The organism is Pararhizobium sp. LjRoot235 (genome assembly GCF_964254145.1).
GTDB lineage: Bacteria > Pseudomonadota > Alphaproteobacteria > Rhizobiales > Rhizobiaceae > Pararhizobium.
This window is the reverse complement of record NZ_CAXUSP020000001.1, coordinates 3,667,814-3,692,033: the sequence shown is the minus strand read 5'-3', so window position 1 is coordinate 3,692,033 and position 24,220 is coordinate 3,667,814. Positions and strand designations below refer to the sequence as shown.

General features: G+C 59.3%; 23 protein-coding genes and 1 pseudogene. 8 read left to right on the top strand and 16 right to left on the bottom strand.

Annotated elements, in window-relative coordinates; genetic code table 11:
• The first annotated feature begins 101 nt into the window (after nt 1–101).
• From ACSQ2Z_RS18155 to ACSQ2Z_RS18140, 4 genes are read left to right on the top strand one after another with little or no spacing between them, the layout of a single operon-like run.
• Nucleotides 102–1,454, top strand: coding sequence for an LLM class flavin-dependent oxidoreductase (locus ACSQ2Z_RS18155; RefSeq protein ID WP_436082482.1), 1,353 nt, complete (start codon nt 102–104; stop codon nt 1,452–1,454).
• 47 nt (nt 1,455–1,501) lie between these two features.
• Nucleotides 1,502–2,314, top strand: a complete 813-nt coding sequence (locus tag ACSQ2Z_RS18150) for an ABC transporter permease (protein ID WP_436083118.1) — start codon at nt 1,502–1,504, stop codon at nt 2,312–2,314.
• A 44-nt stretch (nt 2,315–2,358) separates the two neighbouring features.
• Nucleotides 2,359–3,336, top strand: a complete 978-nt coding sequence (locus tag ACSQ2Z_RS18145; protein ID WP_436082481.1) for an ABC transporter substrate-binding protein — start codon at nt 2,359–2,361, stop codon at nt 3,334–3,336.
• Nucleotides 3,337–3,345: 9 nt separating this feature from the next.
• The gene (locus ACSQ2Z_RS18140; protein ID WP_436082480.1) at nt 3,346–4,113 is read left to right on the top strand and encodes an ABC transporter ATP-binding protein; all 768 of its coding nucleotides are present in this window, start codon (nt 3,346–3,348) and stop codon (nt 4,111–4,113) included.
• A gap of 731 nt (nt 4,114–4,844) precedes the next feature.
• Here the strand turns inward: ACSQ2Z_RS18140 and ACSQ2Z_RS18135 are convergent.
• Nucleotides 4,845–5,735: a LysR family transcriptional regulator gene (locus ACSQ2Z_RS18135; RefSeq protein ID WP_436082479.1), complete on the bottom strand. Its 891-nt coding sequence runs from the start codon at nt 5,733–5,735 to the stop codon at nt 4,845–4,847.
• 103 nt (nt 5,736–5,838) lie between these two features.
• Between ACSQ2Z_RS18135 and ACSQ2Z_RS18130 the strand changes: the two genes are divergently transcribed.
• Nucleotides 5,839–6,708: an SDR family oxidoreductase gene (locus tag ACSQ2Z_RS18130; RefSeq protein WP_436082478.1), complete on the top strand. Its 870-nt coding sequence runs from the start codon at nt 5,839–5,841 to the stop codon at nt 6,706–6,708.
• 34 nt (nt 6,709–6,742) lie between these two features.
• Nucleotides 6,743–7,198, top strand: a pseudogene (locus tag ACSQ2Z_RS18125) (AtaL-like protein); the annotation flags it as partial.
• A gap of 423 nt (nt 7,199–7,621) precedes the next feature.
• Here the strand turns inward: ACSQ2Z_RS18125 and ACSQ2Z_RS18120 are convergent.
• Nucleotides 7,622–8,710, bottom strand: a complete 1,089-nt coding sequence (locus tag ACSQ2Z_RS18120) for an FAD-binding oxidoreductase (protein ID WP_436082477.1) — start codon at nt 8,708–8,710, stop codon at nt 7,622–7,624.
• The gene (locus ACSQ2Z_RS18115) at nt 8,700–9,953 is read right to left on the bottom strand and encodes an aromatic ring-hydroxylating dioxygenase subunit alpha (protein WP_436082476.1); all 1,254 of its coding nucleotides are present in this window, start codon (nt 9,951–9,953) and stop codon (nt 8,700–8,702) included. The genes ACSQ2Z_RS18120 and ACSQ2Z_RS18115 overlap by 11 nt, the downstream gene beginning before the upstream one ends.
• Before the next feature lie 118 nt (nt 9,954–10,071).
• On the opposite strand from ACSQ2Z_RS18115, the gene ACSQ2Z_RS18110 reads away from it, so the two are divergent.
• Nucleotides 10,072–10,965: a LysR substrate-binding domain-containing protein gene (locus ACSQ2Z_RS18110; protein ID WP_436082475.1), complete on the top strand. Its 894-nt coding sequence runs from the start codon at nt 10,072–10,074 to the stop codon at nt 10,963–10,965.
• Between the two features lie 320 nt (nt 10,966–11,285).
• On the opposite strand, the gene ACSQ2Z_RS18105 is transcribed toward ACSQ2Z_RS18110, so the two are convergent.
• The 8 genes from ACSQ2Z_RS18105 to ACSQ2Z_RS18070 all read right to left on the bottom strand — a co-directional run bounded on the left by ACSQ2Z_RS18105 (nt 11,286) and on the right by ACSQ2Z_RS18070 (nt 17,779).
• On the bottom strand, nt 11,286–11,717 hold the full coding sequence (locus ACSQ2Z_RS18105; protein WP_436082474.1) for a DUF6538 domain-containing protein: 432 nt from the start codon (nt 11,715–11,717) through the stop codon (nt 11,286–11,288).
• 529 nt (nt 11,718–12,246) lie between these two features.
• Complete coding sequence (locus ACSQ2Z_RS18100) at nt 12,247–13,338, bottom strand: alpha/beta hydrolase (protein WP_436082473.1); 1,092 nt, start codon at nt 13,336–13,338, stop codon at nt 12,247–12,249.
• Between the two features lie 20 nt (nt 13,339–13,358).
• Nucleotides 13,359–13,757: a (R)-mandelonitrile lyase gene (locus ACSQ2Z_RS18095; protein WP_436082472.1), complete on the bottom strand. Its 399-nt coding sequence runs from the start codon at nt 13,755–13,757 to the stop codon at nt 13,359–13,361.
• Nucleotides 13,745–14,467: a DUF4405 domain-containing protein gene (locus ACSQ2Z_RS18090; protein ID WP_436082471.1), complete on the bottom strand. Its 723-nt coding sequence runs from the start codon at nt 14,465–14,467 to the stop codon at nt 13,745–13,747. Before ACSQ2Z_RS18090 ends, ACSQ2Z_RS18095 begins: the two co-directional genes overlap by 13 nt.
• The gene (locus tag ACSQ2Z_RS18085; protein ID WP_436082470.1) at nt 14,464–14,934 is read right to left on the bottom strand and encodes a hypothetical protein; all 471 of its coding nucleotides are present in this window, start codon (nt 14,932–14,934) and stop codon (nt 14,464–14,466) included. The genes ACSQ2Z_RS18090 and ACSQ2Z_RS18085 overlap by 4 nt, the downstream gene beginning before the upstream one ends.
• A gap of 162 nt (nt 14,935–15,096) precedes the next feature.
• Nucleotides 15,097–16,113, bottom strand: a complete 1,017-nt coding sequence (locus ACSQ2Z_RS18080) for a zinc-dependent alcohol dehydrogenase family protein (protein WP_436082469.1) — start codon at nt 16,111–16,113, stop codon at nt 15,097–15,099.
• Nucleotides 16,114–16,134: 21 nt separating this feature from the next.
• Nucleotides 16,135–16,602 carry a cyclophilin-like fold protein gene (locus tag ACSQ2Z_RS18075; protein ID WP_436082468.1) on the bottom strand — a complete coding sequence of 156 codons (468 nt, stop codon included), beginning with the start codon at nt 16,600–16,602 and terminating at the stop codon, nt 16,135–16,137.
• Nucleotides 16,577–17,779 (bottom strand): MFS transporter, encoded by a 1,203-nt coding sequence (locus tag ACSQ2Z_RS18070; RefSeq protein ID WP_436082467.1) that lies wholly within the window; start codon nt 17,777–17,779, stop codon nt 16,577–16,579. The genes ACSQ2Z_RS18075 and ACSQ2Z_RS18070 overlap by 26 nt, the downstream gene beginning before the upstream one ends.
• Nucleotides 17,780–17,891: 112 nt before the next feature.
• On the opposite strand from ACSQ2Z_RS18070, the gene ACSQ2Z_RS18065 reads away from it, so the two are divergent.
• Entirely contained in the window at nt 17,892–18,791 is a 900-nt protein-coding gene (locus ACSQ2Z_RS18065; protein ID WP_436082466.1) for a LysR family transcriptional regulator, read from the top strand.
• A gap of 565 nt (nt 18,792–19,356) precedes the next feature.
• On the opposite strand, the gene ACSQ2Z_RS18060 is transcribed toward ACSQ2Z_RS18065, so the two are convergent.
• The 5 genes from ACSQ2Z_RS18060 to ACSQ2Z_RS18040 form a co-directional block, all read right to left on the bottom strand.
• Nucleotides 19,357–20,460, bottom strand: coding sequence for a sulfite oxidase (locus ACSQ2Z_RS18060; protein WP_436082465.1), 1,104 nt, complete (start codon nt 20,458–20,460; stop codon nt 19,357–19,359).
• Between the two features lie 209 nt (nt 20,461–20,669).
• Complete coding sequence (locus tag ACSQ2Z_RS18055) at nt 20,670–21,341, bottom strand: DUF938 domain-containing protein (RefSeq protein WP_341486399.1); 672 nt, start codon at nt 21,339–21,341, stop codon at nt 20,670–20,672.
• A 521-nt stretch (nt 21,342–21,862) separates the two neighbouring features.
• A complete protein-coding gene (locus ACSQ2Z_RS18050; RefSeq protein ID WP_436082464.1) occupies nt 21,863–22,360 on the bottom strand; it encodes a hypothetical protein in 498 nt (165 codons plus the stop codon).
• 424 nt (nt 22,361–22,784) lie between these two features.
• Nucleotides 22,785–23,237 (bottom strand): cupin domain-containing protein, encoded by a 453-nt coding sequence (locus ACSQ2Z_RS18045; RefSeq protein WP_436082463.1) that lies wholly within the window; start codon nt 23,235–23,237, stop codon nt 22,785–22,787.
• On the bottom strand, nt 23,234–23,872 hold the full coding sequence (locus ACSQ2Z_RS18040) for a TetR/AcrR family transcriptional regulator (RefSeq protein WP_436082462.1): 639 nt from the start codon (nt 23,870–23,872) through the stop codon (nt 23,234–23,236). Before ACSQ2Z_RS18040 ends, ACSQ2Z_RS18045 begins: the two co-directional genes overlap by 4 nt.
• Between the last annotated feature and the right edge of the window lie 348 nt (nt 23,873–24,220).

The window sequence follows — 24,220 nt, the reverse complement described above, 5'->3', positions numbered from 1 at the left end:
AATTCGCCTGTCTCATGAATCTTTGCAATTCTGTTTCTCTATATAAATTATAGACAAAGTAGGCTGACTTCATTCGATCGAGCGAAGAGAGAGGACCAGCCATGACACGGAAAATCAGACTCGGCGCGTTTCTACCCGGTGGTGGACAGCACATTGCCTCCTGGAGGCATCCCGAGCAGCCGGTTGACGGAGCCGTCAGCTTCGAGTTTCACAAGCAGCTTGCTCAGACGGCGGAACGAGGGCTGTTCGACGCCTACTTCCTAGCGGACGGCTTGGCGGTTGGGTTTGGCGGTGCTCGCGAAGGAGGCAATGCAAGGGTTGCCGGCTTCGAACCGGTGACGCTCTTCTCCGGCCTTGCTCCTTTCACCACCCATCTGGGCTTCATCGCTACGGCTTCTACCACCTACGAGGAGCCCTACACGACTGCGCGCAAGTTTGCCTCGCTTGATCTCATCTCCGACGGCCGTGCCGGCTGGAATGTCGTCACGACCACGGGCGATGCCACCGCCCAGAATTTCAATCGAGACACGCAGCTTCCCCACGCGGAACGCTATCGCCGTGCCGCCGAGCATGTTGAGGTCGTCAAGAAGTTGTGGGACAGCTTCGAAGACGACGCCTTCGTCCGCGACAAGGAAAGCGGCGTCTTCTTCGATCCGGCCAGGTTGCATGATACCGATCACCAAGGCGAGCATTTCAAGGTTCGCGGTCCATTGAACGTGTCGCGCTCGCGCCAGGGCCATCCGGTTATCGTCCAGGCCGGGCAATCCGACGATGGCCGTGGGCTTGCCGCAGCAACGGCGGAGGTCATCTTTACGGCGCATCAGCACATCGAAACGGCCCAGGAATTCTATCGCGACATCAAGGCCCGCGCCCGTGGGCTCGGTCGCAATCGCGATCACGTCCTGGTCATGCCCGGCGTATCGCCCTTCGTCGGCCGCACCGAAGCCGAGGCGCGCGAGAAATACGATCGTCTTACCTCGCTGATCCTCAAGGAAGACGGTATCGGTCTGCTCAATGGTTTGACGGGCGGCACACTCGACTTGCGTGGTTACGATCTGGATGGACCTCTGCCTCCGGCCCCACCGACGGAAGGCATGAAAAGCCGCCAGGCGCTCATCCGCCAGATCGCCGACGAAAACAATTTCTCCATTCGCCAGCTCTATCAGTGGGTCGCATCGGCCCGCGGCCACTACACGATTGTCGGCACCGCCGAACAGATCGCCGATACACTGCAGGAATGGTTCGAGAATGAGGCGGCCGATGGCTTCAACATCCTGCCACCATGGTTGCCGACCGGGCTCGACGACTTCGTCGACCTGGTGATCCCGGAACTCCAGCGCCGCGGACTATTCCGCACCGAATATGAGGGCCGCACGCTGCGCGAAAACCTCGGCCTGCCATTTCCCGTCAACCGCTGGACAGCCGCGCGCTCGGTCGTCCAGGCAGCGGAGTGAGGTCAGCCATGTCGTATGAAGATATCGATCACGGTCGTGCCTATGGCATGGGCCGTGCCCGGGCCAACCCTTTGCCGTTACGGATCTGGCCGCAAGTCTCGGCCGCCCTGTCACCTGTCCTGTCCCGCTACGGACTGGTGATCGGCTTTCTTGTGCTCTGGCAGGTGTCGACGAAGCTGGGCTGGGTCAATGCTGCAGTGTTCCCCCCTCTGGATCAGATCGTGTCGGCTCTCTGGAAGGGGATATCTACAGGCGCGCTCGTTGACGACATCGCTATCAGCTTGCAGCGTTCCGGCATCGCGTTCCTCGCAGCCGTCGCGATCGGGATTCCGCTCGGTCTGTTCATGGGGCAGGGACGTGCCATCGAGCAGGCGCTCGATCCGCTCCTGCAGTTTTTCCGGCAGACCTCGGCACTTGCGCTTTATCCGGTCTTCATCCTGCTGCTTGGCCTGGGCGAAGCTTCGAAGGTCTTCGTGATCTTCTGGGCCACGCTCTTCCCGATACTGCTGTCTACGATCGGCGGCGTGAAGGAGGTGGATCGCAAGCTGATCGAGATGGCGCGCACCTACGGAGCCGGCTCGCTCGCCGTCTTCCGGCGCGTCGTCCTGCCTGCCTCGGTGCCGGCAATCTTCGTCGGTCTGCGACTGTCGGCGACTACCGCCCTGCTGCTGCTGATCGCCGCAGAAATGATCGGGGCGAATAAGGGCATCGGCTTCCAAGTCATGAATGCGCAGTACAACTTCCAGATACCGCTGATGTTTGCCGCCATCCTGCTGCTCGCTTTGCTCGGTCTCGCTGCCAACGCAGCCCTCGTTCTCCTGCAGCGAAAGCTCTGCCGTTGGGCTCAACCTCAAGCTTGATACCAGCCCACTCACTCAACCCAGTCTCTGAAAGGACACGCTCCATGACACTCCATTCCCGTAAGCTCCTCTTGTCAGCAGCCATCGCCATCGGTCTGTCCGGCTCTGCCTTCGCCGCCGAAGAGGTCAAGTTCCGCTATCTCGCAGGCCAGGGTGGACTCTCCGCTCACGAACTGGCAGCCGCACTCGGCTACTTCGAGGGCACCGGCATCACGGTCGAGAATGTCGGCTATGCGACGGGTGGCCCCGCTTCCCTGATCGCGCTCGCCTCAGGCGACGTGGAGATCGGCAGCGCCGCAACGTCCGCGGTCCTGAACTCGATCATCGGCGGCAACGATTTCATCGCCGCCTATCCGTCCAACGGCATCAACGACGAAGTCCAGTCCATCTTCTACGTGCTCGAAGACAGCCCGATCAAGAGCATCAAGGACATCGCCGGCAAGAGCATTGCCGTGAATACGCTGGGTGCTCACCTCGACTACACCATCCGCGAAGCGCTTCATTCGGTTGGATTGCCGACCGACGCGGCCAACCAGGTAGTCGTGCCGGGACCGCAACTCGAGCAGGTGCTGCGCACTGGCCAAGTGGATGTGTCCGCATTCGGCTATTGGCAGACGACCTTCGCAGGTGCGGCCAAAGAGAATGGCGGGATCCGCGCCGTGTTCGACGACACCGATGTCCTCGGGGAAATCGCCGGCGGCTTCATCGTTCTGCGGCGAGATTTCATTGAGGCGCATCAGGACGCAGCCAAGGTCTTCGTCGAGCAGTCCCAGCGCGCCCTCGACTACGCCCGCGAGCATCCGGAGGAGACGAAGAAGATCTTCGCCAAGGCCCTCGCGGAACGCGGTGAAAATCCCGAAATCGCCCAGTACTTCCGCGGCTACGGCGTGCGGCCAGGTGGCCAGGCGGTCGAACGCGATCTGCAATTCTGGATCGACGTTCTGGTGCGCGAGGGGAAGCTGAAGGAGGGCCAGTTGGCTGCCAAGGACATCCTCTACTCCGCTGACACGGCCAGCAACTGAGGCGGGACCATGGCTTCTTCACAAGACATCCGCGGAGAGGTGACGGTCCGTCACCTCTCCAAGTCCTTCACCCTGAACGGCGAGCCTCTATCGGTCCTCAAGGACCTCAACCTTACCATCCGGTCGGGCGAGAGCCTCGCCATTGTCGGCGCGAGCGGGTCCGGCAAGACGACCCTGCTCAGGATCCTGGCGGGTCTCGAAGATGCCGATGGCGGCGACGTCCTGATTGATGGTCGTCGTGTGCGCGGCGTCGGCACAGAGCGCGCGGTGATTTTCCAGGAGCCCCGGCTCCTGCCGTGGCTCTCGGTCATCGACAATGTCGGCTTCGGCCTGGAGACCCAAGGCCTGTCGCGCGAGGAAGCCCGGGGCCAGGCCCGCCGCTATGTGGAGCTGGTCGGCCTGAAGGCCTTCGAGACGGCCTATCCCCGCCAGTTGTCGGGCGGCATGGCCCAGCGCGTTGGCATCGCGCGGGCGCTCGCCGTCCAGCCGGAAATCCTGTTGCTTGATGAGCCGCTCGGCGCGCTCGACGCCATGACCAAGATCGGCATGCAGCAGGAACTGGCGCGCATCTGGAAGGATGAAGACGTGACGACGGTGCTTGTCACCCATGACCTCGAGGAAGCGATCTTCCTTGCCGATCGCATCCTCATCCTCCCGCGTGAAAGGGGAGGAGAACCACAGCTCATCGATGTGGACTTGCCCCGGCCGAGGGACCGCAGCGCGCCGGGCTTCGTCCGCCAACGCGAGGAACTGCTGGGACTGTTCGGGCTGCATTGAAGCAGGCCGCCCGAGGCGGCTTCATGGACGCCAGCGCGCTCGTTTGGCTAACATAGAGCGCATGGCTCTCATTCTGGTGTTGAACGCTATGTGAGAACGGAAAGGCTCGCCTAGGCTTGCACATTTACGATGCATTAGTCGGAGCTAAAAATACGTCCGCTTCTGACGGATACTGTTGATTTAGGCTAACGCCCCGATACTATTGATTAAGGCTACGTCTCAGCTCGACTTTGTACACTATGCGGCGAAGCAAAGGGCTTGTCTCATGCGCCAGAGGCGGTCTGGTTGAATTTCAGGAACGTCCCATCGCCATCCACCAACACCACATCGCCCAGAAGATGTTGCGGACGTGGCCTTCACGGATCTTCCAGTCGAGGCCGTTCACCGCGGCGGCCATGACTTGGACCAACACCTTCCCAGGACCCGGCTCAGGCGCCAGTACCCGATCGACCGTCAGAGATTCGGGGCCACCATAGGCTTGAAGACGTTAGGGCACGGCCGTAGGTTTGCGGTTCGAATATGGAATCGGCGCGCTTGAAGTCATTGGATTTGTTCATGTGTTTCTCCTTCCCGGCAGAAGGTATTCGTTCCAAATCGCGCTACAAGTCGTTGAGATGAGACAGTCCGTCTCATGAAAGAGACGCTTGATGGAGCTCCCAAGCTAGCTCCGATTTTGTCGATGGGACCGCTGTATCTGTGCATGGCTTTTAGACAGAAAGCAGCCTCAATCATCATCTGCCGATGTAGGCGGCCAGCTCGTCCGGTGTCCCATTTGGGAAGGCCTGTTTTAGAAAATCCAGGAACGCAGACACTCGTGCACTGAGCAACCGACGAGATGGATAGAGCGTCCAAAGAGCGATTTCGGGACCGTCAATATCTCCCCAATTCACCAGTGTTCCTTCCGCCAGGTCATGGGCCACCAGCGAAATGGGAAGACGTGCCGCACCGACTCCGATCCGCGCCGCATCCCTGACCATGATGAGGGATGCCAGACCAAGGACAGGTTCGATTAAAATTGTGGCCGCGCCGGTTGGTGCCCTCACGCGCCATGTTTGTCGCTCGCCTGCGCCACGCACCACGCCAGGAGCAGCAACATCTTTTGTCGGACGGGGAAGATCGGGGCTCGCCACCACAACAAGCCGGTCGCGGAGAAACGCTCGCCCGATTAGGCTTTCGTCAGGATCCGGATTAACCCGGATTACCAGATCGTAGCCTTCCTCGATCATGTCTACAGGACGATCCTCAGTCGTGACCTCCAGTCTGACCTCTGGATACATCAGGGCAAACGCTGCTGCGATCTTGCCCATCGCGCTCTGAGAGAAAAGCACCGGCGCACTGATGCGCAGCTTTCCCCTAGGCGTGTGGCCACCAGATGCAATGGCTGCAGCCGTCTCGTCGAGTTCGGCGAGCAACCTCCCTGTCCGCTCAAAGAGAGCCCGGCCTTCTTCGGTCAGCTTCAGGGTCCGCGCGCCACGCTCAAACAGGCGCAGATCAAGACTGCTTTCCAATTCTCCAACGCGCCGGGACAGGGTCGCCTTAGGCCGGCCGGTGGCCCTTGCCGCTTTGCCGAAGCCACCATGGCGGGCAACGAGGTTAAAATCGGCGAGGGCAAGAAGATCCATGCGTGTTCCACCAGCGAGACGGTGTGTCTAAAATTTCCGTCTATTGGACTGTCAGTGAACCACACATATTAGACGTGTCAAGCAACCCGACACGGAGAAATTCATGACCATTTTAGTTACCGGCGCTACAGGCAATGTTGGCCGCCAAATCGTCGAACACCTCGTCAAGCGCGGCGCTGATGTACGTGCTCTCGTCCGCGATCCGTCGAAAGCCAACGTCCAGGCAGGCGTATCCGTCGTGCAAGGCGACTTTCTCGATGTCGATTCGCTGCGCAAGGCCATGTCTGGAGTTTCCACTCTGTTTCTCTTGAACGCCGTGGTCCCGGACGAATTCACCCAGGCTTTGGTTGCGCTGAACGTCGCCAGATCGGCCGGCATCGAACGGATCGTCTATCTGTCGGTGATCCACGCTGACGTCTACGTGAACGTGCCGCATTTCGCGGGCAAGTTCGGCGTCGAGCGCATGATCGAGCAGATGGACTTCAAGGCCACGATCTTGCGCCCTGCCTACTTCATGCAGAACGATCTCATGGTCAAAGACGTGATCACCGGCTACGGCGCTTACACGATGCCTATCGGGGCGAAGGGCCTTGCCATGATCGACGTCCGTGATATCGCCGAAATCGCCGCCTTTGAGTTGCTGCGCCGCGAACAGGCTGCAGCGCCGCTTGCGCTCGACCGGATCAACCTCGTCGGTCCAGAGGCACTGACTGGGACGGATATTGCCGCTATCTGGTCAGACGTGCTCGCCCGCCAGATCAGCTACGGCGGCAATAATACCGAAGGCTTTGAGCAAAATCTCAAGCAGTTCGTGCCCGCCTGGATGGCCTACGACATGCGTCTGATGGGCGAACGCTTCTTGATCGACGGTATGCTTCCCGAAGCTGGCGACGTCGAGCGCCTGACCACGCTCCTTGGCCGCCCGCTGCGCCAATATCGTGACTTCGCCTCGGAAACTGTTGCTTCCGCCTGACGAAAGCAACAGCACTCACGAAAGGTCTATCACCATGATCTATTCAACCGCCACTGTTCCGGTTAACCCGGAAGGCGAACCTCGGTTGACGCGCGCTCAGGCGTGGAAGGGGCTTGAGCTCAAAGCACGCGACGCGCGCTTGTTCCTCGCACCAGGTCTCTGCAGCCGTTGTGAGGTTGTCGAGGAAAGTGCGACCCACTTGGTGCGCGAAGCCACGATCGGTGGTAACGATCTGCGCGAAATCGTCACGCTTGAGCCGGGAAGCAAGATCACCTTCTTCCAGGCAGCCGGCCCTCGTGAGGGCGCTATTATCAACGAGCTGTTCGAAGATGAGGAAGGTGCGCTGCAGTTTCGTTTCTATTGCTACATGGGCATGCGCGGCAAAGAGCCAAATGCCCTTGAGGAGCAGGCCCAGCAGGCTCGGCTCAACGGCGAAAACGGCTACAAGGCCGCCCTGTTGTCGACGCTGAAGCGGACACGCGAACTGCTCGGAAGCTCTAATCATCCCAAAAACAGACTAACAGGGCGGCCCATTAGGAGACGCCCTGCCTTTGCCATATACTGATCCGTTAGCGGCTGGATTGCGAGGACGAGTTACCCAACGCAATCCCCCTTCTGCCAGCAATCAGCAGGAGCGGAAGAAGGAATGATCGCTGGCGCAACAATTGGGTCCCCAGCCAGTTTTCGTACACCTGTAGAATGTGTTTTCCGGTCTACGAAATCGCCGAGCGGCTTGCCACGAAATTTTCGTCAGGAGATTTGTCGGTCTAAAGGCAGGGTCTGCAGGCGTAAAATACGCCTGCCTGTGACCTTGGATTAATACCCTCTGTTTTAGATAGTTCTCCGAATTGACAGTTCGTGTCGGATAAGAGTCGGATTTGGTTTCATACGATTGCGAAGGTCAGCGTCGAATCTAGCGCTCGATAACCAGATCGCTAAGTGGTTTCGAACAGCATGGCAGGAAAAATCCAGCATCTATTTCGCGCTGCCGGATACCCCCGTTGTGTTTCATATCGACTGTTCCGCTGGCGAGTTTCGACTTGCAAGTGCCGCACAGTCCATTTGAACAGGAAGACGGAATTTTCACTCCAGCCTTCTTTGCGCACGAGAGCACCGTCTGATCAGGCGTCACGTCGATCGTACGGCTCTGCATTGCGAACTCGACTTTGAAGGATTTGTGCTCTGCTTGCTCAGTTGAGGGAAGCGGCGCGTCCTCGGTCACCACGGCATCGAAGCTCTCTTCAATGTAGTTCTCCGTTGGAACACCAAGCTCTGCGGAAATCTTTCGAGCAGCCGCCATGAATGGGGCTGGACCACAGCACATGACGACCCTTTCCGAAATGTCCGGAATGATGAGCTGGAACAAGTCGCGCGATATCCGGCCACTTAGACCGGACCATGACGTCTCTCCAGTCAGGGTCTCCGGCAGAAAGTAAAGGCGAAATCCCTTGAGCCTCGTCGCCAGGTTTATCAGTTCGCTACGGAAAACAAGGTCACCCGGAGACCGGCCGGCGTGCAGAAAGATCACATCTACCGGCAGTGCTGCATCTGCGAGTTCCCGCGCCATGGACATGACAGGTGTGATTCCAGACCCACCGCTCAGGAACAGATATTTCTGGTTAGGCCGGGCCGGCCGGATGAACACACCCAGTGGTCCGCTTGTCTGGACAATGGTGCCCGGAGCAAGATTGTCGTGAAGCCAGTTGGAAACCTTGCCGCCCACGACACGCTTCACGGTGATCGAAATCGCGTTTGTCCGGAGCGGTGAGGAAGAAATGCTATAGCACCGCGTTTCCAAGTCATCGCGTAGTCCGACATCTAGGGCGAAGTACTGACCGGCTGCAAATGCGATGTGCTTCCCATCCCTTGAGATAAAGGTGAAGGTTTTCACATCATGTGTTTCCTGGTGGACATCGATGCAGAGAAGCTCGTTGTCGATGTCCGGATTCCAATATGTCCGATCAATGGGCAAGCCGGCGGAATTTGTGACCTTAGTATCCATTGGCGCGCATCCGCTCGACATACCAGGTTGCGAACTCGTCCAACTGCCCCTCGGTGAAACGCGAGTATGGGCCAGGGTCATACGCAGGGTCTTCGACGCCCAACTGCGAGCGGCTGACGAGCTCTGCGTCCTGATCGGTCGTTGCAATCCAGACATTGGTGAGCTTTTCCAGATCGTAGTCGACGCCTTCGACCGCATCCTTGTGCACGAGCCACCTCGTGCGAACGAGCGTGCGGTTTGCCGAAAGCGGAATAACCATGGCGGTCACAGCGTGGTCGCCCATGAAATGGTTCCAGCAGTTATGGCCCCAGAGATGGGTGTCGCCGAGGTCTTTTCGCGTCATCGTACCGAGAAGTTTTGCCGATGCAGCGGTTGCGTCCGGCGTCTGGGATTCCCCCGCCCCTGAGATAATCAATCGCTGCGTTCGGAAGTTTGTCTCATAGCCGGACAACTGCTCCACACGCGATGAAGGACAGCCATCCGCTTCCCATGCCGCTGTACGCTCGGCATACAGCCGCTGATGCTCCTCTGCTTCCGCGCGATCCTCCTCGCTGAGCGTTGCAGGGTCGAAGCCAAAGTCGAGATCGATGAACGAGACACAAAGCTCCGGATGATTTGCCGCGCAGTGGTAGCACTCGCGATTGTTCTCCATCGTCAGCTTCCAGTTTCCGGCCTCGATAACATCCGTTTGATAGGCGATCTTGGCATTACGGATGTCGTACGGCGCGAGGCGCTCTTCCATCACCCGTTCGAGATTGCCGATATCTTCCGGCGGTGTGTCGGAGAGACAGACGTAGATCAGCCCGCCGATCGACTTGAAATTCACTGGCTTCAAATTACGGCAGGACCTGTCGAAATCCGTGCCCATGTGGGGCGCATGGATGAGTTCGCCGGAAAGTTCGTAAGTCCACTGGTGATAGGGACAAACCAGTTTCGAGATGACAGTTGGACCGCCGTCAAGAAGCCGGGTGCCTCGATGCCGACAGACGTTGTGCACCACACGAATCTGTTCGTCATCGTCCCTCAAAAGGATCAGGCTCGTCGTGCCAATGTCGATGACGGTCGCGTCGCCGGCTTCGGGGGCATCACATTCGAGGCCGACATAAATCCAGTGCTTGCGAAAGAAGACGTCGAGATCAGCCTGGAAGACGTCATCGCGCGTGTAAAGACCTGCGGGAAGCGAATAGCCCTCGGCGCGAGAATCGAGGATGGCGGAGATTGAAGACGGAAATTTGTTTAGCATGATATCCTCTTATGCTACTGGCATAGAGAATGCGGCAAAATCCCTTGTTTTCAACGGCATAAATTATTGGGTATGGCATAATTAAATATCATGCGAAACGTGCTTGGAGTCTCCTGATATGCAATTCCGCAAGAAACTACCCTCGCTCACTGCGCTTGTGGCCCTCGAGGCAGCCATCAGACATCGCAGCTTTACCGCGGCGGCCAACGAACTAGGAGTAACCCAGGCTGCGGTGAGTCGTATGATTGCCCTTCTCGAAGACGATTTCGGAAGGCCTCTGTTTAATCGCGGGCATCGATCGATTGAGCCGACGCCTGCCTGTCTTATTCTTGGCGCGACGCTGGCAGACAGTTTCTCCAATATTGCAGATAGCGTGGATGCCGTGCGCGCAAGCGTGACCGACCTGGTGACGATAGGCGCCACGATTGCATTTTCATCGTTTTGGCTGCTTCCCAAGATAGCGGAATTCCGTCAGCTCAATCCCGAGATTCAGATTCGTGTCGTTTCACAAGATAGCAAACTTGATCTGGGCAATGGCGGCATCGACATCGCGATCAGATATGGAGTGCCGCCTTTCAACGATGGGACAGTGCTGGCGTCCTGCGGCGATAGACTTTACCCAGTCTGCTCTCCCCATTACGCCGCCTCTCATCGCGTCCCGGATTTCCCCACTGGGGACTATGAGCTGATCGAAACCGAGGTTCCGAATAGAAGCTGGTACAGATGGGAGGACTGGTTTGCCCGCCTCGGGCGTAAGCCGGACAATTTGCGATCGATGCTCCGCTTCAGCCACTACACGGAAACGGTCTATGCCGCGAGGGCCGGTCAGGGCGTCGCTCTGGGGTGGGATACGCTCATTAAAACATTCCTTGCAGACGGTAGCCTCGTCAAGGTCGGAGACACCGAGTTTGAGGCGGAAGGCCGATATAACATCCTGGTGCCGGTCGACGCCAAACGATCCGCAGTCGCGGACTTTACTGCCAGCTGGTTGACACAGGCTCTTCAACGATAACAGCCGTGCTCAATCGAGCACCGTACCGCTGACGGTCAATGCCGCTTTTTCCGCTGCGTGCTTCGACGAGTTTGCGCCGTGTGGGACGACATTGTCCAACGCCCCAATGCCTGTCGTTGGATGGCTACCCAACCTCGATAAGAGCTCTATCCAACAAACACTTAGCCACCGTGCTGCAACGCTCGTCGCAAACTGAGCGGCCATGTCAGTCACGCAATTTTCATGTCCTTCAAAGCCGAGGTGCATGGGGCGAGAAGCAGTGTTTGCCTAAATGGATTGTATTTCTGTCGTGTAATTATTGTTACGCAGAAAATACAATTTCATTGACTCCCGAAAGAGCAATCGCCTTCGAGGGTAAGATCCCTGCTCGTGCCGAATTTGGCCAATAGCTGGTAGGCCCAGCCAGCCTCCAGGTCGAGTTCCATCTCGACGACATCGCTCGCGCGACCATTCCGCTTGGCCATCGTGCTGATATCATCGAGCTTCGCCAGCATCTCGTCGCGGACATGCTCAAACAGTTTCTGAAGCCGTTCCCTGTCGGCCATAACGTTCTTCGGTTTCAATTTCAGTTCGGCGAGCCGCATGTTGAGCTGCCGGGCAATGATCTTTGCCTTCTTATGATCGGAAGACTGAAGACTGAGTGAAAGGCGGCTTCCGGACTCGCAGTTGATGAAGCACTTGGGAAGACGCGCCCGCCAGTAGAAGATGTTTCCGCGGCGGATCAGATTTTCGACTTCGTGGCGGATCGCCATCACATTGACGGCCTTCGCTGAGCCACTGATGATTCCGGTTTCAAAACCGTGGGCATCACCTGTGGGCTACAGTTCTGGGCATCAGGTCGCCGAAGATGCCAAAACGGGATCCGGCACGACTGGAAAATCAAGGAATTACGGGGATTTAGGGAGAATTGGCCGGGGAACCTGGATTCTCACATGATTTCAATAACTTACCGAAATCGCCTTTGAATTCTCTATAATTTTCCTGCCGCGAGCGACCGTGGATGCCACCTTTGTGCCCTGGCTTTGGGCCTCAGTCAACAGGCGGGATTTCGCGGCAATTATTTCCGCTATCGACGCCTGATCCGAACGCCGGACCAGCACGCCGCCGCTTCCCGGATATCATCTGTACCATCCCAGCAGGCGGCATTCATGCCAAGTGTTCAGCCTCTTTGTCGAGACTGTGCGGTACCGGTCTTTAAATATCATGGCCGCAATCGGCGTAGGCGGAAGAGGGAGAAGCGTAGATAGGCGCCCGCATTCTGTCGCAGGCGCCGTATCTGGATCACGCCAGATGTTCACCGAAGAACGACTGCAGCTTGTCGAAGGGGATGACGTCCATCCGGTCGTAGAGAGCGACGTGGTCGACCCCTGGGATGATCATCAGCTCCTTGGATTCCCCTGCGGCCTTGTAGGCATCCTCGCTGAAATACCGTGAATGGGCGTTTTCGCCAGCGATGATCAGCATCGGCCGCGGCGAGATTTCCTTGATGTAGGTGAGGAGCGGCATGTTCATGAACGACAGCGGCGTGGTCACGGTCCAGCCGGTGGTCGAGTTCACGGAGCGGGGATGGAAGCCGCGTGGTGTCTTGTAATAGTCGAAGTACATGCGGATGACGGGATTCTCGACGCCATCGAGCGTATCTGGCAGTCCGCCGGCGAGTTTCGGAGCAGCCTTGCTCTCGGCATCGGCCCAGCGCTGCCGGCTCATCTGCTCGAGGGATTGGGTGCGCTGTTCCGGTGTCAGGCCGTCGTAGTAGCCGCGTGCCATGACGCGCGACATATCGTACATGCTGGTGGTCGCGATCGCCTTGACGCGCTTGTCGGCGGCGACAGCATTCAAGGCCATCCCGGCGAAGCCACAGATGCCGATGATGCCGATGCGCTCGCGATCGACGGCCTCGTGAGTGCCGAGATAATCGACGGCGGCCATGAAGTCTTCAGTGTTGATGTCCGGCGACGCGACGCTCCGGGGCTCCCCACCGCTTTCACCGACATAGGACGGATCGAAGGCGACAGTGACATAGCCGCGCTCGGCCATGGTCTGGGCATAGAGGCCGGCGGATTGTTCCTTGACCGCGCCGAAGGGGCCGGCGACCGCGATTGCGGGTAGCTTGCCGTTCGCACGGTTCTTTGGAAGGTAGATATCCCCTGAAAGCGTAATGCCGTAGCGATTGCGGAAGGTAACCTTCTCGTGGTCGACGCTTTCACTTTTGGGGAAAGTCTTGTCCCAGGTCTCGGAGCTCTGGGCCATGGCGATGTCTCCTGCTGCCGCTGCGACGCTCAATGCAGCAACGCCGATGCCCGTCATCTTGAGGAAGGTGCGGCGACCCGTATCCGGCTGGTCAAATGTATCGAATTGATCTTGTTCACTCATTTAAAGCTCTCCTTTCGCTCTCATTGGTCCTGGTATTGTTGGTCAGTGACCTTTTCCATCCAGTCCACGACCTTGCCGTCGAGGTTTTCCTGAATGGCGACATGGGTCATGGCGACGGTAGGCGAGGCGCCATGCCAGTGCTTCTCGCCGGGCTCGAACCAGACGACATCGCCCGGACGGATTTCCTCGATCAGACCACCCTCGCGCTGAACCCGGCCGAGACCGGCCGTGACGATCAGGGTCTGTCCCAGGGGATGGGTGTGCCATGCGGTTCGCGCACCGGGCTCGAAGGTGACGGCCGCCGCCGCACCCCTTCGCGCCGCGTTTGCTGCAAAAAGCGGATCGATGCGCACGGTTCCGGTGAACCAGTCTTCAGGGCCCTTGCCTGAGGGCTGGGTGCCAAGTCTTACGATGTCCATTTCTGAACTCCTTCTGTTCGATGGAACTTGGTTGCTGCGGGTGAGCGTGGGGGCCTCTTCAGGAGCCGTGGGGCGCAATGCCCGATGACTGCGAAGAGCCCGATCACGCCTGTCCAATGGGCGAAAAACGGTGATACGGAGCTGGTGAAATCCCAGAATTCCAGGCTGTAGGCGAAGGTGAGCTTCGTCCAGACGCCGAGGGCAGTGAAGCTCCACGCTCCGCAGATTGCCAGCAGGACGGCGAGCAGTCGTAGCGAAATCTCACCCAAAGGCGACGCTTTGAGCCGCAGCGACGTTGCCACGAGCGCCATGATCCGGCGCCAGTGCACGCCGATATGGAGGCCGACGATCACGATCAACCAGTAGGCGGAAAACCAATGGATCTCGCGCAGGTAGGCGATGTCTGCCAGCGGCAGCCAAGCAACTACCGATTGCGAAATCGCCAGGCTCGTGACCAAAAGCACGGTCATGTTGACGATCAAGACCGCGTGCAGAACGAGGATGGCCAGTCGGCGCGCATCGTACCGGCCGCGACCGAGATTCCGGAACCAGGCCCAGTTGGCGACGAGATGCCGGATCAGCAGCGCGTACAGCGCCGTGCCGAACAGCTCGTGCCGCAGGTTATCGAGCCACCAGTAGGCGAGCGCCAGCATCAGCAGACAGGCCATTGCCGCCGGGATTGCCAGTCTATCGACGAGCACACGCGTCATTGGAAGCTCACGGCGTCGTCGAAGGTGAACAGGAACTGGTTGTCCACCCGCGACCGATGGCAGGAATAACACTGGGCGACGTTTTCATCGGCTTTCACCGCGCGATCCGGCCAGAACCACTGATATTGCCAGTCCTCCGCGCCGTCACCCATCTTCTGGGCGACGAGATAGCGTGTCAGAACATCGCTCTGGTAGTCGACAAGCACAACATGCGTGCCTGGCGGCATCGGCTGGCCGGCCTCGATCGCGTTGAGTGCCGCGCGGCTGGTGAGCATGTGTTCGCGGGTTACCCCGCGACGCACGGTGGTATAGTGTTCCAGATCGTCAAGCGGCGGGAAGCTGACCTGGTTGGCTTCTGCGAAGGCGGGCATCGGAGCGAACGAACTCGGCGAAAACGTTGCGGTTGCAGTGGCGATGCTTGTGGCCGCGACAATCACGGCAGAACAACCCCAGAATTTCGGGCTCATGCTTCAAACCTTTCGTTAGGCGTGGGAACGCCGTGGGCGGAAAGCAGCGCTTCCTCCATGCTGTTTCACGAGTGTTTTCCGGTCAGTGACCGTACGGATATTTCCCCGTGCGCCGTCTAAGGACCGCGCGCAGTAACTCCTCCTAATCCGGATAATACGGCCTCATACGCGCAGCAGCGTCTTGATTGCCCTTCGCTCGTCCATTGCGCGATAGCCTACCGCCACGTCCTCAAGCGGCAGTTCGAGATCAAAGACCTTGCCGGGATTGATTTTCCGGCTGAGTATCAGGTCGAAGAAATGGGGCAGGTAGCGGCGCACCGGGGCAGGGCCGCCGAGCAGGTTCTTCTGAGCAAAGAACAGCATCTGCCCATCAAGCGATACACCATGGGGAACTCCGACGAAGCCGATAGAGCCACCCGGCCGGCACGCGTTGATCGCCTGCATCATTGATTCCTGCGTGCCGACGCATTCCAGTACCGAGTCCGCCCCGATACTGTTGGTCAATTCGCGGATCTTCGCCACGCCCACGTCGCCACGCTCCGTGACGATATGCGTCGCGCCATATTCCAGCGCCAGTTCCTGACGGGATTTGTGTCGACTCATGGCGATGATCCGTTCCGCGCCCAGTTGCTTGGCAGCCAGAACGCCCATCAGACCAACGGCGCCGTCACCTACGACGACTGCCGTGCAACCGGGCTGGATGCGCGCCGCATCTGCTGCGAACCAGCCGGTGCCGAGCACGTCAGACGCGGCAAGCAGGCTCGGGATCAGGTCTTCGGGAGGCATTTCGGGGGTGGCCAGCAGCGTGCCGTCAGCAAAGGGAACGCGCGCAAACGGCGCCTGCCCGCCGGACATGAACTGGCGATTAACACAGGACGACGGCCAGCCGCCCAGGCAATTGGCGCAGGTCCCGCAGGAGATCACAAACGAACCGACGACGAACTGGCCGGGTTTGACCGTCTTTACGGCACTGCCGACTTCCGTCACCACTCCGCAATATTCGTGCCCCATATGGGCTGGTTCATTAACGGGCTGAAGACCGCGGTAGGGCCAGAGGTCGGAGCCGCAGATGCATGTCGCGGTAAGCTTGATGATCGCGTCCGTGGGTTCGATGATTTTCGGGTCTGCGACTTCGACGCAGCGGACGTCGCCGGGGCTGTAGAGAACGGTTGCACGCATGGGAATTACCTTCCTTTCAGATCATTCGGCACGCTCGATGCGCAGTGGGAATTCGCCGCGCGTGAGCAGGGGCTGGATATCGCCATCGAGGCGGCCAAGTCGGATCAGGCCGGACGAGTAACGGTAGGGGGCATAGAAGAAGACCACGTCGCCCCAGGGCGCATAGTAGCAGAGGTCGCCGGGCCGCTCGTTGTCGAAGGGGCGGCTGCCCTCCGTGGTCAGTTTGCGGGGCAGGTAGGTGATCTTTTCGTTGTTGGAATAGTCTTCGATCTTAAGGTCGAGTGGCAGCATGGAAGCGAGGTCCCGCGCCGAGGGATTGTCGAAGAGCGATGCCGTGAAGCTGTGGCCCTCGAACGTGACTTTGATTTTCATAAAGGTCTCCTTTGCATAGGCATGTTCGGACGACCCCATGATACCGGGGCCGATGAGGCCGATGGCTGCGGCCCGCAGAAATGCGCGACGTTCAAGCAGTTTCGGTTGCATCGCCATTCTCCCATTCGAACCAGGCTGCGAGCGCGATTGCCGACGATCCGGTTAGCAGGACCGCGGCAAGTAGGAAGGGGCTCCACCAGCCAGCACCGTCGAAGAGGAGCCCGCCGATAGCGGCGCCCATGGTGATGGCGAACTGGATGACGGCAACTTGCAGGCCGCCGCCCGCCTCCGCATCGTGGCGCAGCACACGGCTTAGCCATGTTCCCCAGCCCACAGGGGCGGCCGTGCCGAAAAATCCCCAGGCAACGAGCAGAGCAGCGACGACCCATCGATATGCGCTGAACTCGATCAACAGCGCCGCAATTCCGGCCATCATCAGCGGGATGGCGATCAGGATCGGGTAGAGTTTTTCCGCTAGCAGGCGGCTAATGCACCATGTCCCGACGACACCGGCCAATCCCATGAGAAGCAATGCCAGAGACAATGCGGGGATCGAATAGCCTGAGACGGTTCCGAGGTAAGGGCGCAGGTACGTGAAGAGCGAAAACTGCCCCATGAAGAGCAGCAGGATCGCCGTCATGCCAAACGCGACCTGACGATTGCCCAGAAGGCGGAAGACATTGCCTTGCGCATGGCGTCGGCACGGGGGCAGGGACGGCAGGCGGATCATCTGCCAGACCAGCGCGAGTACCGCGAGCGGCACCACGAAGAAGAACGCGCCGCGCCAGCCGATATAATCGCCCAGCAGGCTTCCGAGCGGCGCCGAAATGGTTGCGGCCACGGCATTGCCGGCGTTAAGCATGGCAAGACCGCGCGGCACGTCTTTTTCAGGTACAAGCCGCATGACGACGGCTGTCGACATCGACCAGAAACCGCCGATCGCCATGCCGAGCAGGGCGCGACCGAACATCAACACCGGATAGTTGGGAGCGAAAGCGACGATTGTCCCGGACACGATGAGCAATGCGGAAAAGCCAAGCACCACCTGACGACGATCGATGTTGCGGGTCAGGCCGGCTATGAACAGGCTTGTAAGGACGGCGAAGAGGCCGGAGATCGAGATTGCCTGCCCTGCCTGTCCTTCCGTCAACTGCAGGTCTGCCGCGATCGGCGTCAGCAGGCTTACGGGCATGAATTCCGAGGCAATCAGGACGGCGACGCAGAGTGTCATGGACAACACGGCACCCCAGGCGGCCGGGAATGTTTTTTCGATCCTTGCGCTGGTGTCGGGCATGGCTCCCTCAATCTCGGCTTTTGTCATGCCCTGAAATTAGCAGCGGGGTGTTCCAAAGATTAGATGCTCCAATCCGCTTGCATTTATCGATCTGCGGCATAAATTGCGGAACATGGACAGAAAGGATCTCAACGATCTCCTGTGGTTTTTGTCGGTGGCCGAGGAGCGCAGCTTCACCCGGTCAGCTGCCAAGATCGGCATCGCACAATCCACCCTCAGCCATACGATCAAGCGGCTGGAAACCCGCCTAGGACTGCGGTTGCTCACGCGCACGACGCGCAATGTCGGGCTGACCGAGGCGGGTGAGCGGCTCCGGCAGAGCCTTGCGCCGAGGATGCTTGAGATCGAAACCGATCTCGCCGCGCTGATGTCGCTGCGCGACACGCCATCCGGCACAATCCGGATCACCTTGTCCGATCACGCCTATGAAAGTCTGGTCTGGCCGAAATTGCGGGATGTTCTATCCCAATATCCCGACATCAAGGTCGAGCTTGATCGGGACAACGGCTTTCGAAACATCATCGAAGACGGTTACGACGCGGGCGTGCGACTGGGCGAGAGCCTGGAAAAGGACATGATCGGCGTCCGCATCGGGCCGGACTGGCGGCTGCTTGCGGTGGCATCCCCATCGTACTTCGAGAGCCACTCCAAGCCGCTCCATCCGCAAGAACTTATCCAGCACGTCTGCATCCGGATTCGGCAGGCAAGGGCAGGCGGTACCTATGCCTGGGAGTTCGAAAAGGACGGCCAGGAATTGCGTGTACGTGTTGATGGTCAGTTGACGCTCAACAGCTCTCTCCCGATGGTTGACGCGGCATTGGCTGGCTACGGCATTGCCTATGTCCCGGATGATCTCGTCAACCATCACGTTGAAGCCGGTCGGCTCGTAGCCGTCCTTGAGGACTGGTCGCCGCCCTTTCCGGGCTACTATCTTTACTACCCAAGCCGACACCAGAATTCGCCCGCGTTCAGAGTGGTCGTAGACGCCCTGCGGCTGCGATCGGTCGGTTGATTGGTTGGTGTAGGTCTGTTGGTGTTGCCTCGCACCAACAAGGCCCGATCACGGTGCGCAACGTAGAAGAGGTTCTGGAATCGGGTCCCCAGCTATTTTCGTATACGCTCTTAGATTGCGGTTCTTACCCGCAACAGAATGTTGCGACCAGCAAGGGCGAAGCAGTAAGTAGCTGCAAAATCGAGAGAATCTGCACGACTTCAGAGATTCAGAAAATCAAGCGCTACAGGCATAAATTGCGTCTGCCTGGGTAACCTGGATTATCACATGATTTCAATGGCTTAACGAATTTGCCTTGAAATCCTCTCGTTTTTCCCATCGCGAGCGACCGTGGATGCCCCCTTTGTGCCCTGCCTTGGGGCCTCAGTCAACCGGAGAGGTATAGCGGCAATTATTTCCGCTATCGGGGCCAAAGGCGCCGTCTGGCGGATCACCGCATGCATGACCGCTTTGCGCCTTCTCATAGTGGTCATCGAGCCACCGGCCGCCGTTGCAGCAAAACGGACATGACGCAGTGACAACGCGGGTCGCAGTTGCGCCAAGCCATTCCGCCCCATGCGGGTGATTAGATCACGAATTCCTCGTCGTACGTCTGTGGCTCGGGAACGACCGTAACCTCCACCGGAACGATCCAATTGGCCGCGTAGCTCTCGCAGTCGGAACACTGGAGGTCGGGCTGCACGCACCCCGCCCCATCGATCGCGCGACATCGCAGTTTATATCGCCCCACTTCTTCAGGGGTCCACATGTACTCCCACAAGCGCCATGCAAAGGGACGTTCTGTTTCGAGGAGCCTTCCCTCGCGCCAGCCCCTGCCATCTCCGGTGCAGACCTGCACCTGCCGGATAACAGTCTCTCCGCTCCAGGCGGCTCCGAAAATCCGATACGGTTGGCCGGCGATGAGCCGCGCCCCCTGCACGGGCCGCGCGATCTGCGCTTTGACCTCCATCTCCGCGAGGGGGACCAGCCTGGGTTCCCCGAGGCTGCGCTCCCAACGGAAATAGTCGCGCGCCTGCCAGTAGCCAAGGAACGGTTGCTCCACAACCGTGATATGCGTGATCCACTTGACCCAAGCCATGCCGAACCAGCCACCCACAACCGCGCGTAGCGGGTAGCCGTGATCGCGCGTCAACGGCTCCTCGTTCATCGAATAGGCAAGGATCGTGCTGTCAGCGAGAGCCTTCTCAAGCGGTAAACTGCGCGCAAACGCGATGGGGCCGGGAGAAGCCGTTTTCCTGTTCGTGTCGACGACGCCGCTGTCTGCGCCTACGAGCAGAACCTCACGTGCGGTTCGCTTAACGCCCGCCATTTCTAAAATCTCGCGCAGAAGAACACCTGTCCAGGCGGCATTGCCGACGGCTCCGTTCTGCCACTGCAACCCCTCCTTCGGTGGCACATAGTAGACGCGGCCGTTCCCTGCGCACTCGACGACGGCGGTGAAAGTCGTGCTCCGCATCGCCTTGATGCTGTCGAGGTCAAGTTCGATCGGCCGCTCCACCGCCCCGCCAACGCGCAATCTCCAGTCTCGCGCATCGAGGTCCGGCGACGGGAAATGGTTTCGTACGAAGAACAGCTCGGTTGGGATCAGCCAATCGGAGAGCGACGCAAATGGAAACTCGATGTTCTGTGGGGATTTCTGTCGAACTATTAGACTGGGTTGCTCTGGCATCGTCCTCGTCTCCCCTTCCAAGAGCACAACGTCGGCACTCGGTCGCGCGAATTCCGGTTCGATCACACCGCCCCTCGCAGTGCGTCTGTCGCGTTCCGCCTTCGGCCGCATTCTAGCACATACCGCACGTTCCTCGGATCGACCTCGAACGGCAGCAAAGGGCCCGAATGCTGCTATAGGCCCACGTCTCTTTCGCGCCCGCTTGTCGTTCAGGCACTACCGCTGGAGAAGACCAGCAACATATTGTTGGTAGGCATCTCGATCGTCTCGCGGAGATTAAGTCCAGCGGCCTCACCCACTTGTTCAAGATCAGCGATATCACGCACACCCCAGGATGGGTTGCGCTCCTTTAGAGCCGCGTCGAAAGCAGCGTTCGAGGGGGCGTTGTGTGCCCCGTCGCGCATGAATGGGCCGTAGAGAAGAAGAAGCCCACCAGCGTGAAGCAAACGGCCAGCTCCTGCGAACAATCCTAAGCTTGCCGCCCATGGCGCGATATGGATCATATTGATCGACACGATGGCGTCAAAATGCCCCGTTTGTTCGACGCCCCATTGTCCTGAGCACACATCAATATCCCGCGGTGCCAGCACATTCTTCAGCCCTGCGAATTTGATCCAGCTAGACGTGCTGGTGCGGGCGTCGGCATCCGGATCGCTCGGCTGCCAGGTGAGGTTGGGCATTGCTCCCGCAAAACACACGGCGTGCTCGCCGGTCCCGCATCCAATCTCCAGCACGGCGCCACGTGTTGGAAGGACACGTTTTAGGACCGCGAGGATCGGCGCCGAATTTCGCGCAACGGAAGGTGAGAACATGCGCTGGTCGGCGCTTATGTCACGCTGTTCCAGCGCAACAGGCGAACGGTCCTTTTTCTCTGGGGGCATTGGCCTTGAATCCCCTTTGGGCGATGTCTCCCACCTTATAGCTGAAATGATGGGACTGAAACCAAGGATTTCGGACTTACGAAGGGGGTCGTCGGCGCGTGCGTTCGGCCGAGGGCGACCGAACGTCCACTTCGCGTCAGATCACGCGCCCGCCAGGCTCAAGCTCTGCTTTCGAAAATCGGAGCCCGGAAGCCGACAACGGCTTTCGGCCCCGTACCCGCCAGCAGCCGAGAGCGGAAATTATTTCCTCTTTGCACCCTCATCTCGGTCATTGGGTGTGTTTTGGACGGTTTCCAAGGGCTGACATTACGGACGCGGTTGCGGTTGTGATCTCGACTGTCTGGCGAACGAGACAGATTGCGCCAGCGCGTCCGAGGCAAATGCGGTCATTTGCCTGCGGCGGGATTCATTTTTTCTGGTGAGCGCGACCGCGGCCCACAGACCGCGTTACGGAGACCGCCTCAAAACCCGGTCCCACTGGCCATCTCTCTATCAGCCATTCGTCGGTCGGCAGGAGATCCTCAAGCGGGGGCATACCGGAAACTGCCGCCAGGTCGCAAGGCGCGAAGGACGTCCATATGCCAGGGAACCTCAAACCAACCTGCCTGGATGAGCGGGCCCGCGGTCTCACAAAGACGGTCGAAGCCGAACGCATCCGAACGCCCGAGGGTGTGAAGGTGGAAAACAAGATCGCCTCGTTCGCCGCATCCCATGTCGAGCAAGGGGCCTGGCGCTTCCGAAGGCTCGAGCCGGAGAATACGGATTTGCAGGTCTGGACTGTAATTGGCGCAAAGCGGCTCATCGTCGCTCCCGCCGATGCCTTCCTGCTGCTGTATTGCGTTCCTGAGTCTCAATTGATGCTTGGCGACCGCGTTCTCCAGCGGAACTTCGAACGGCCCAGCTTTCAAAGCTTCTGCACGGAACTCCTCGTAGAGTAATCTGCCGATTTCTTCCCAGGTCGCCTCGGCGGCAAAATATTGATTTCGAAGCATAAGATCGCGCGACAGGCCCTTCCCCATCAGGTGCGCGGCTCGTCAGTCACCGCCCGCCATCATTTCCCGTTCGAACCCCGACTAGTTCGCCTTGAAGTGAGACATCAGCCGATCGTCAATCCTCTCCAGTGCGGCAGCGCCTTTTCGAAGATCAGCCAGCGCCAAGTGTGCCGTATTCTCAAGGCGAATAGAGAGCAGCTCGGCGGTCGTCGGGCACGTCAGCCCTAAGCGCTCGAGATAAGGCAGATTCGCTCGGTTCATTCGACGACTCTCGCCATTTTGGATTTCTCCATGAAGCAGTCGAGCTGCGCGTGACTTTCTCAGAGACGAATTGCCGGGCAGTCGATTTATCGAGAATGCGGGGTCTAACCGGCGGCAACTGCAATGTTGCCGCCAGCCGATCGCGAACCAACTGTTTCCGCGACCGGCTGATCATTTCGCGCAGGATTCCTCACGCGGCCATGGTGAGCGGCTCGATGCCGTGGCGCCGCATGGCCGCGCCGATCTTCGCGAAGTCGGGTTCGCCCTGTGGTTCGGCTGCGCCGATCTCGCGGAAGAAGTCGATCATCGTCTTTTCGATCAGCACCAGCATGCGCACTGGCCCGCCACTATCGTTGGAATAGTTGTGCGGCAGCATTGACGGAATGCGCACCGCCGTGCCGGGACCTGCCAGCACCGCCTGCGGCGCGCCTCCGGCGCCGAATTCGCGGACGGTGAGTTCGCCCTCAAGAATATGAAACATTTCGGGCGAGACATGAGTATGAGGTGGCGTACCAGAGCCCGGGGGCACCTCGATATCGAGTAATTCAAGGTTTGAACCCGGAAGGCCGCCGAGGAAGCGAATGCGGTCGGCGACAACCCACAGGGTTTCGCCTCCGTTCGCGGGGATGACGTCGAGATTCATCGCTTTTTCTCCTTTGTTTGCGATGGGACGTCCGCCTTTGCATGGCTCGGGTCGACCGCGGACAGGATCAACTCGAGCGCCCAGGATGCGGTCTCGCCGGCCTGGGCACCGGTGAGACCGCCGTAGTCCTTCAGGACCTCCCAAGCGGAGGCCGAGAAGAGCAGGTGCGCCAGCGCCTCGACCTTGCGGGCCGTGGCTGGCGGAAGTTGAGAGAGGACGGGCTCCAACGCACCGGCGAACAGCGCGCGTCGTCCGGTGACGGTATCCATGCGCATCTCGCGCCCGGTACGCGAGTGGAGCGCAGCACGCATCGCCGCCTCATGCGCATCAAAGCGCGGGAAGGCTTCGCGCGGGCCGTCGACCACGTCGCGCACGCTGTGCGGGGCTGGGGAAGCCCCGATCCTCGCATTGAGCCACGGCCAGAATGCGCAAAGCAGTTCCTCCCTGGTGGCGAAGTGACGGAAGATCGTGCGCCGCTGCACGCCAGCTTTCTGCGCGATCGCCTCCATGCCGATCTCGTCGGGTGCATCAGTGTCGCCCATCAGCGCATAGAGCGCAGCAAGGATCGACTCGCGCGTCTGCCGCGCCTTCTTCTCTCGCAAAGGGCTGTTGTAGGCTCGTGTGGTACCGGACATGGCAGGCTTTCCAAATTTAGCGACACGCCATGTGCCACCAAAATCAAGGCCTGTCAATCGGTGTCACTATAGATGACATCAATTTATCGGCGGGACGCAACACCGTCAGCCGAAGAGGTCAGTGCGGTCATGGGTGCGTGTCAGCGTCACCGTATCGGGGTTCTCACCGGCGGTGAACATGGTCTAGGCCGAGGCTGCCGTGAGATTGCTGCAGCGAATGTCAGCAAAGGCGGAAATGAAACTGTAATCCTCAGGGTTAAAAGTCCGCTATCGTTTTGCGGTCGCCAAGAGTTGACGGTCGGCTCACGTGAAGAGTTTCGGGCGCCGGCAGGCGTACGAAAGTCCCCG

What these genes read in the sequence shown, in the direction of transcription:
- ACSQ2Z_RS18115 (WP_436082476.1), bottom strand. Translation starts at nt 9,953, where the DNA reads ATGCTAAACAAATTTCCGTCTTCAATCTCCGCCATCCTCGATTCTCGC.
- ACSQ2Z_RS18070 (WP_436082467.1), bottom strand. Translation starts at nt 17,779, where the DNA reads ATGCCCGACACCAGCGCAAGGATCGAAAAAACATTCCCGGCCGCCTGG.
- ACSQ2Z_RS18110 (WP_436082475.1), top strand. Translation starts at nt 10,072, where the DNA reads ATGCAATTCCGCAAGAAACTACCCTCGCTCACTGCGCTTGTGGCCCTC.
- ACSQ2Z_RS18090 (WP_436082471.1), bottom strand. Translation starts at nt 14,467, where the DNA reads ATGACGCGTGTGCTCGTCGATAGACTGGCAATCCCGGCGGCAATGGCC.
- ACSQ2Z_RS18045 (WP_436082463.1), bottom strand. Translation starts at nt 23,237, where the DNA reads ATGAATCTCGACGTCATCCCCGCGAACGGAGGCGAAACCCTGTGGGTT.
- ACSQ2Z_RS18050 (WP_436082464.1), bottom strand. Translation starts at nt 22,360, where the DNA reads ATGGGGAAGGGCCTGTCGCGCGATCTTATGCTTCGAAATCAATATTTT.
- ACSQ2Z_RS18150 (WP_436083118.1), top strand. Translation starts at nt 1,502, where the DNA reads ATGGGCCGTGCCCGGGCCAACCCTTTGCCGTTACGGATCTGGCCGCAA.
- ACSQ2Z_RS18080 (WP_436082469.1), bottom strand. Translation starts at nt 16,113, where the DNA reads ATGCGTGCAACCGTTCTCTACAGCCCCGGCGACGTCCGCTGCGTCGAA.
- ACSQ2Z_RS18100 (WP_436082473.1), bottom strand. Translation starts at nt 13,338, where the DNA reads ATGAGTGAACAAGATCAATTCGATACATTTGACCAGCCGGATACGGGT.
- ACSQ2Z_RS18055 (WP_341486399.1), bottom strand. Translation starts at nt 21,341, where the DNA reads ATGCCCCCAGAGAAAAAGGACCGTTCGCCTGTTGCGCTGGAACAGCGT.
- ACSQ2Z_RS18135 (WP_436082479.1), bottom strand. Translation starts at nt 5,735, where the DNA reads ATGGATCTTCTTGCCCTCGCCGATTTTAACCTCGTTGCCCGCCATGGT.
- ACSQ2Z_RS18075 (WP_436082468.1), bottom strand. Translation starts at nt 16,602, where the DNA reads ATGGCGATGCAACCGAAACTGCTTGAACGTCGCGCATTTCTGCGGGCC.
- ACSQ2Z_RS18060 (WP_436082465.1), bottom strand. Translation starts at nt 20,460, where the DNA reads ATGCCAGAGCAACCCAGTCTAATAGTTCGACAGAAATCCCCACAGAAC.
- ACSQ2Z_RS18040 (WP_436082462.1), bottom strand. Translation starts at nt 23,872, where the DNA reads ATGTCCGGTACCACACGAGCCTACAACAGCCCTTTGCGAGAGAAGAAG.
- ACSQ2Z_RS18130 (WP_436082478.1), top strand. Translation starts at nt 5,839, where the DNA reads ATGACCATTTTAGTTACCGGCGCTACAGGCAATGTTGGCCGCCAAATC.
- ACSQ2Z_RS18155 (WP_436082482.1), top strand. Translation starts at nt 102, where the DNA reads ATGACACGGAAAATCAGACTCGGCGCGTTTCTACCCGGTGGTGGACAG.
- ACSQ2Z_RS18145 (WP_436082481.1), top strand. Translation starts at nt 2,359, where the DNA reads ATGACACTCCATTCCCGTAAGCTCCTCTTGTCAGCAGCCATCGCCATC.
- ACSQ2Z_RS18085 (WP_436082470.1), bottom strand. Translation starts at nt 14,934, where the DNA reads ATGAGCCCGAAATTCTGGGGTTGTTCTGCCGTGATTGTCGCGGCCACA.
- ACSQ2Z_RS18120 (WP_436082477.1), bottom strand. Translation starts at nt 8,710, where the DNA reads ATGGATACTAAGGTCACAAATTCCGCCGGCTTGCCCATTGATCGGACA.
- ACSQ2Z_RS18105 (WP_436082474.1), bottom strand. Translation starts at nt 11,717, where the DNA reads ATGGCGATCCGCCACGAAGTCGAAAATCTGATCCGCCGCGGAAACATC.
- ACSQ2Z_RS18065 (WP_436082466.1), top strand. Translation starts at nt 17,892, where the DNA reads ATGGACAGAAAGGATCTCAACGATCTCCTGTGGTTTTTGTCGGTGGCC.
- ACSQ2Z_RS18095 (WP_436082472.1), bottom strand. Translation starts at nt 13,757, where the DNA reads ATGGACATCGTAAGACTTGGCACCCAGCCCTCAGGCAAGGGCCCTGAA.
- ACSQ2Z_RS18140 (WP_436082480.1), top strand. Translation starts at nt 3,346, where the DNA reads ATGGCTTCTTCACAAGACATCCGCGGAGAGGTGACGGTCCGTCACCTC.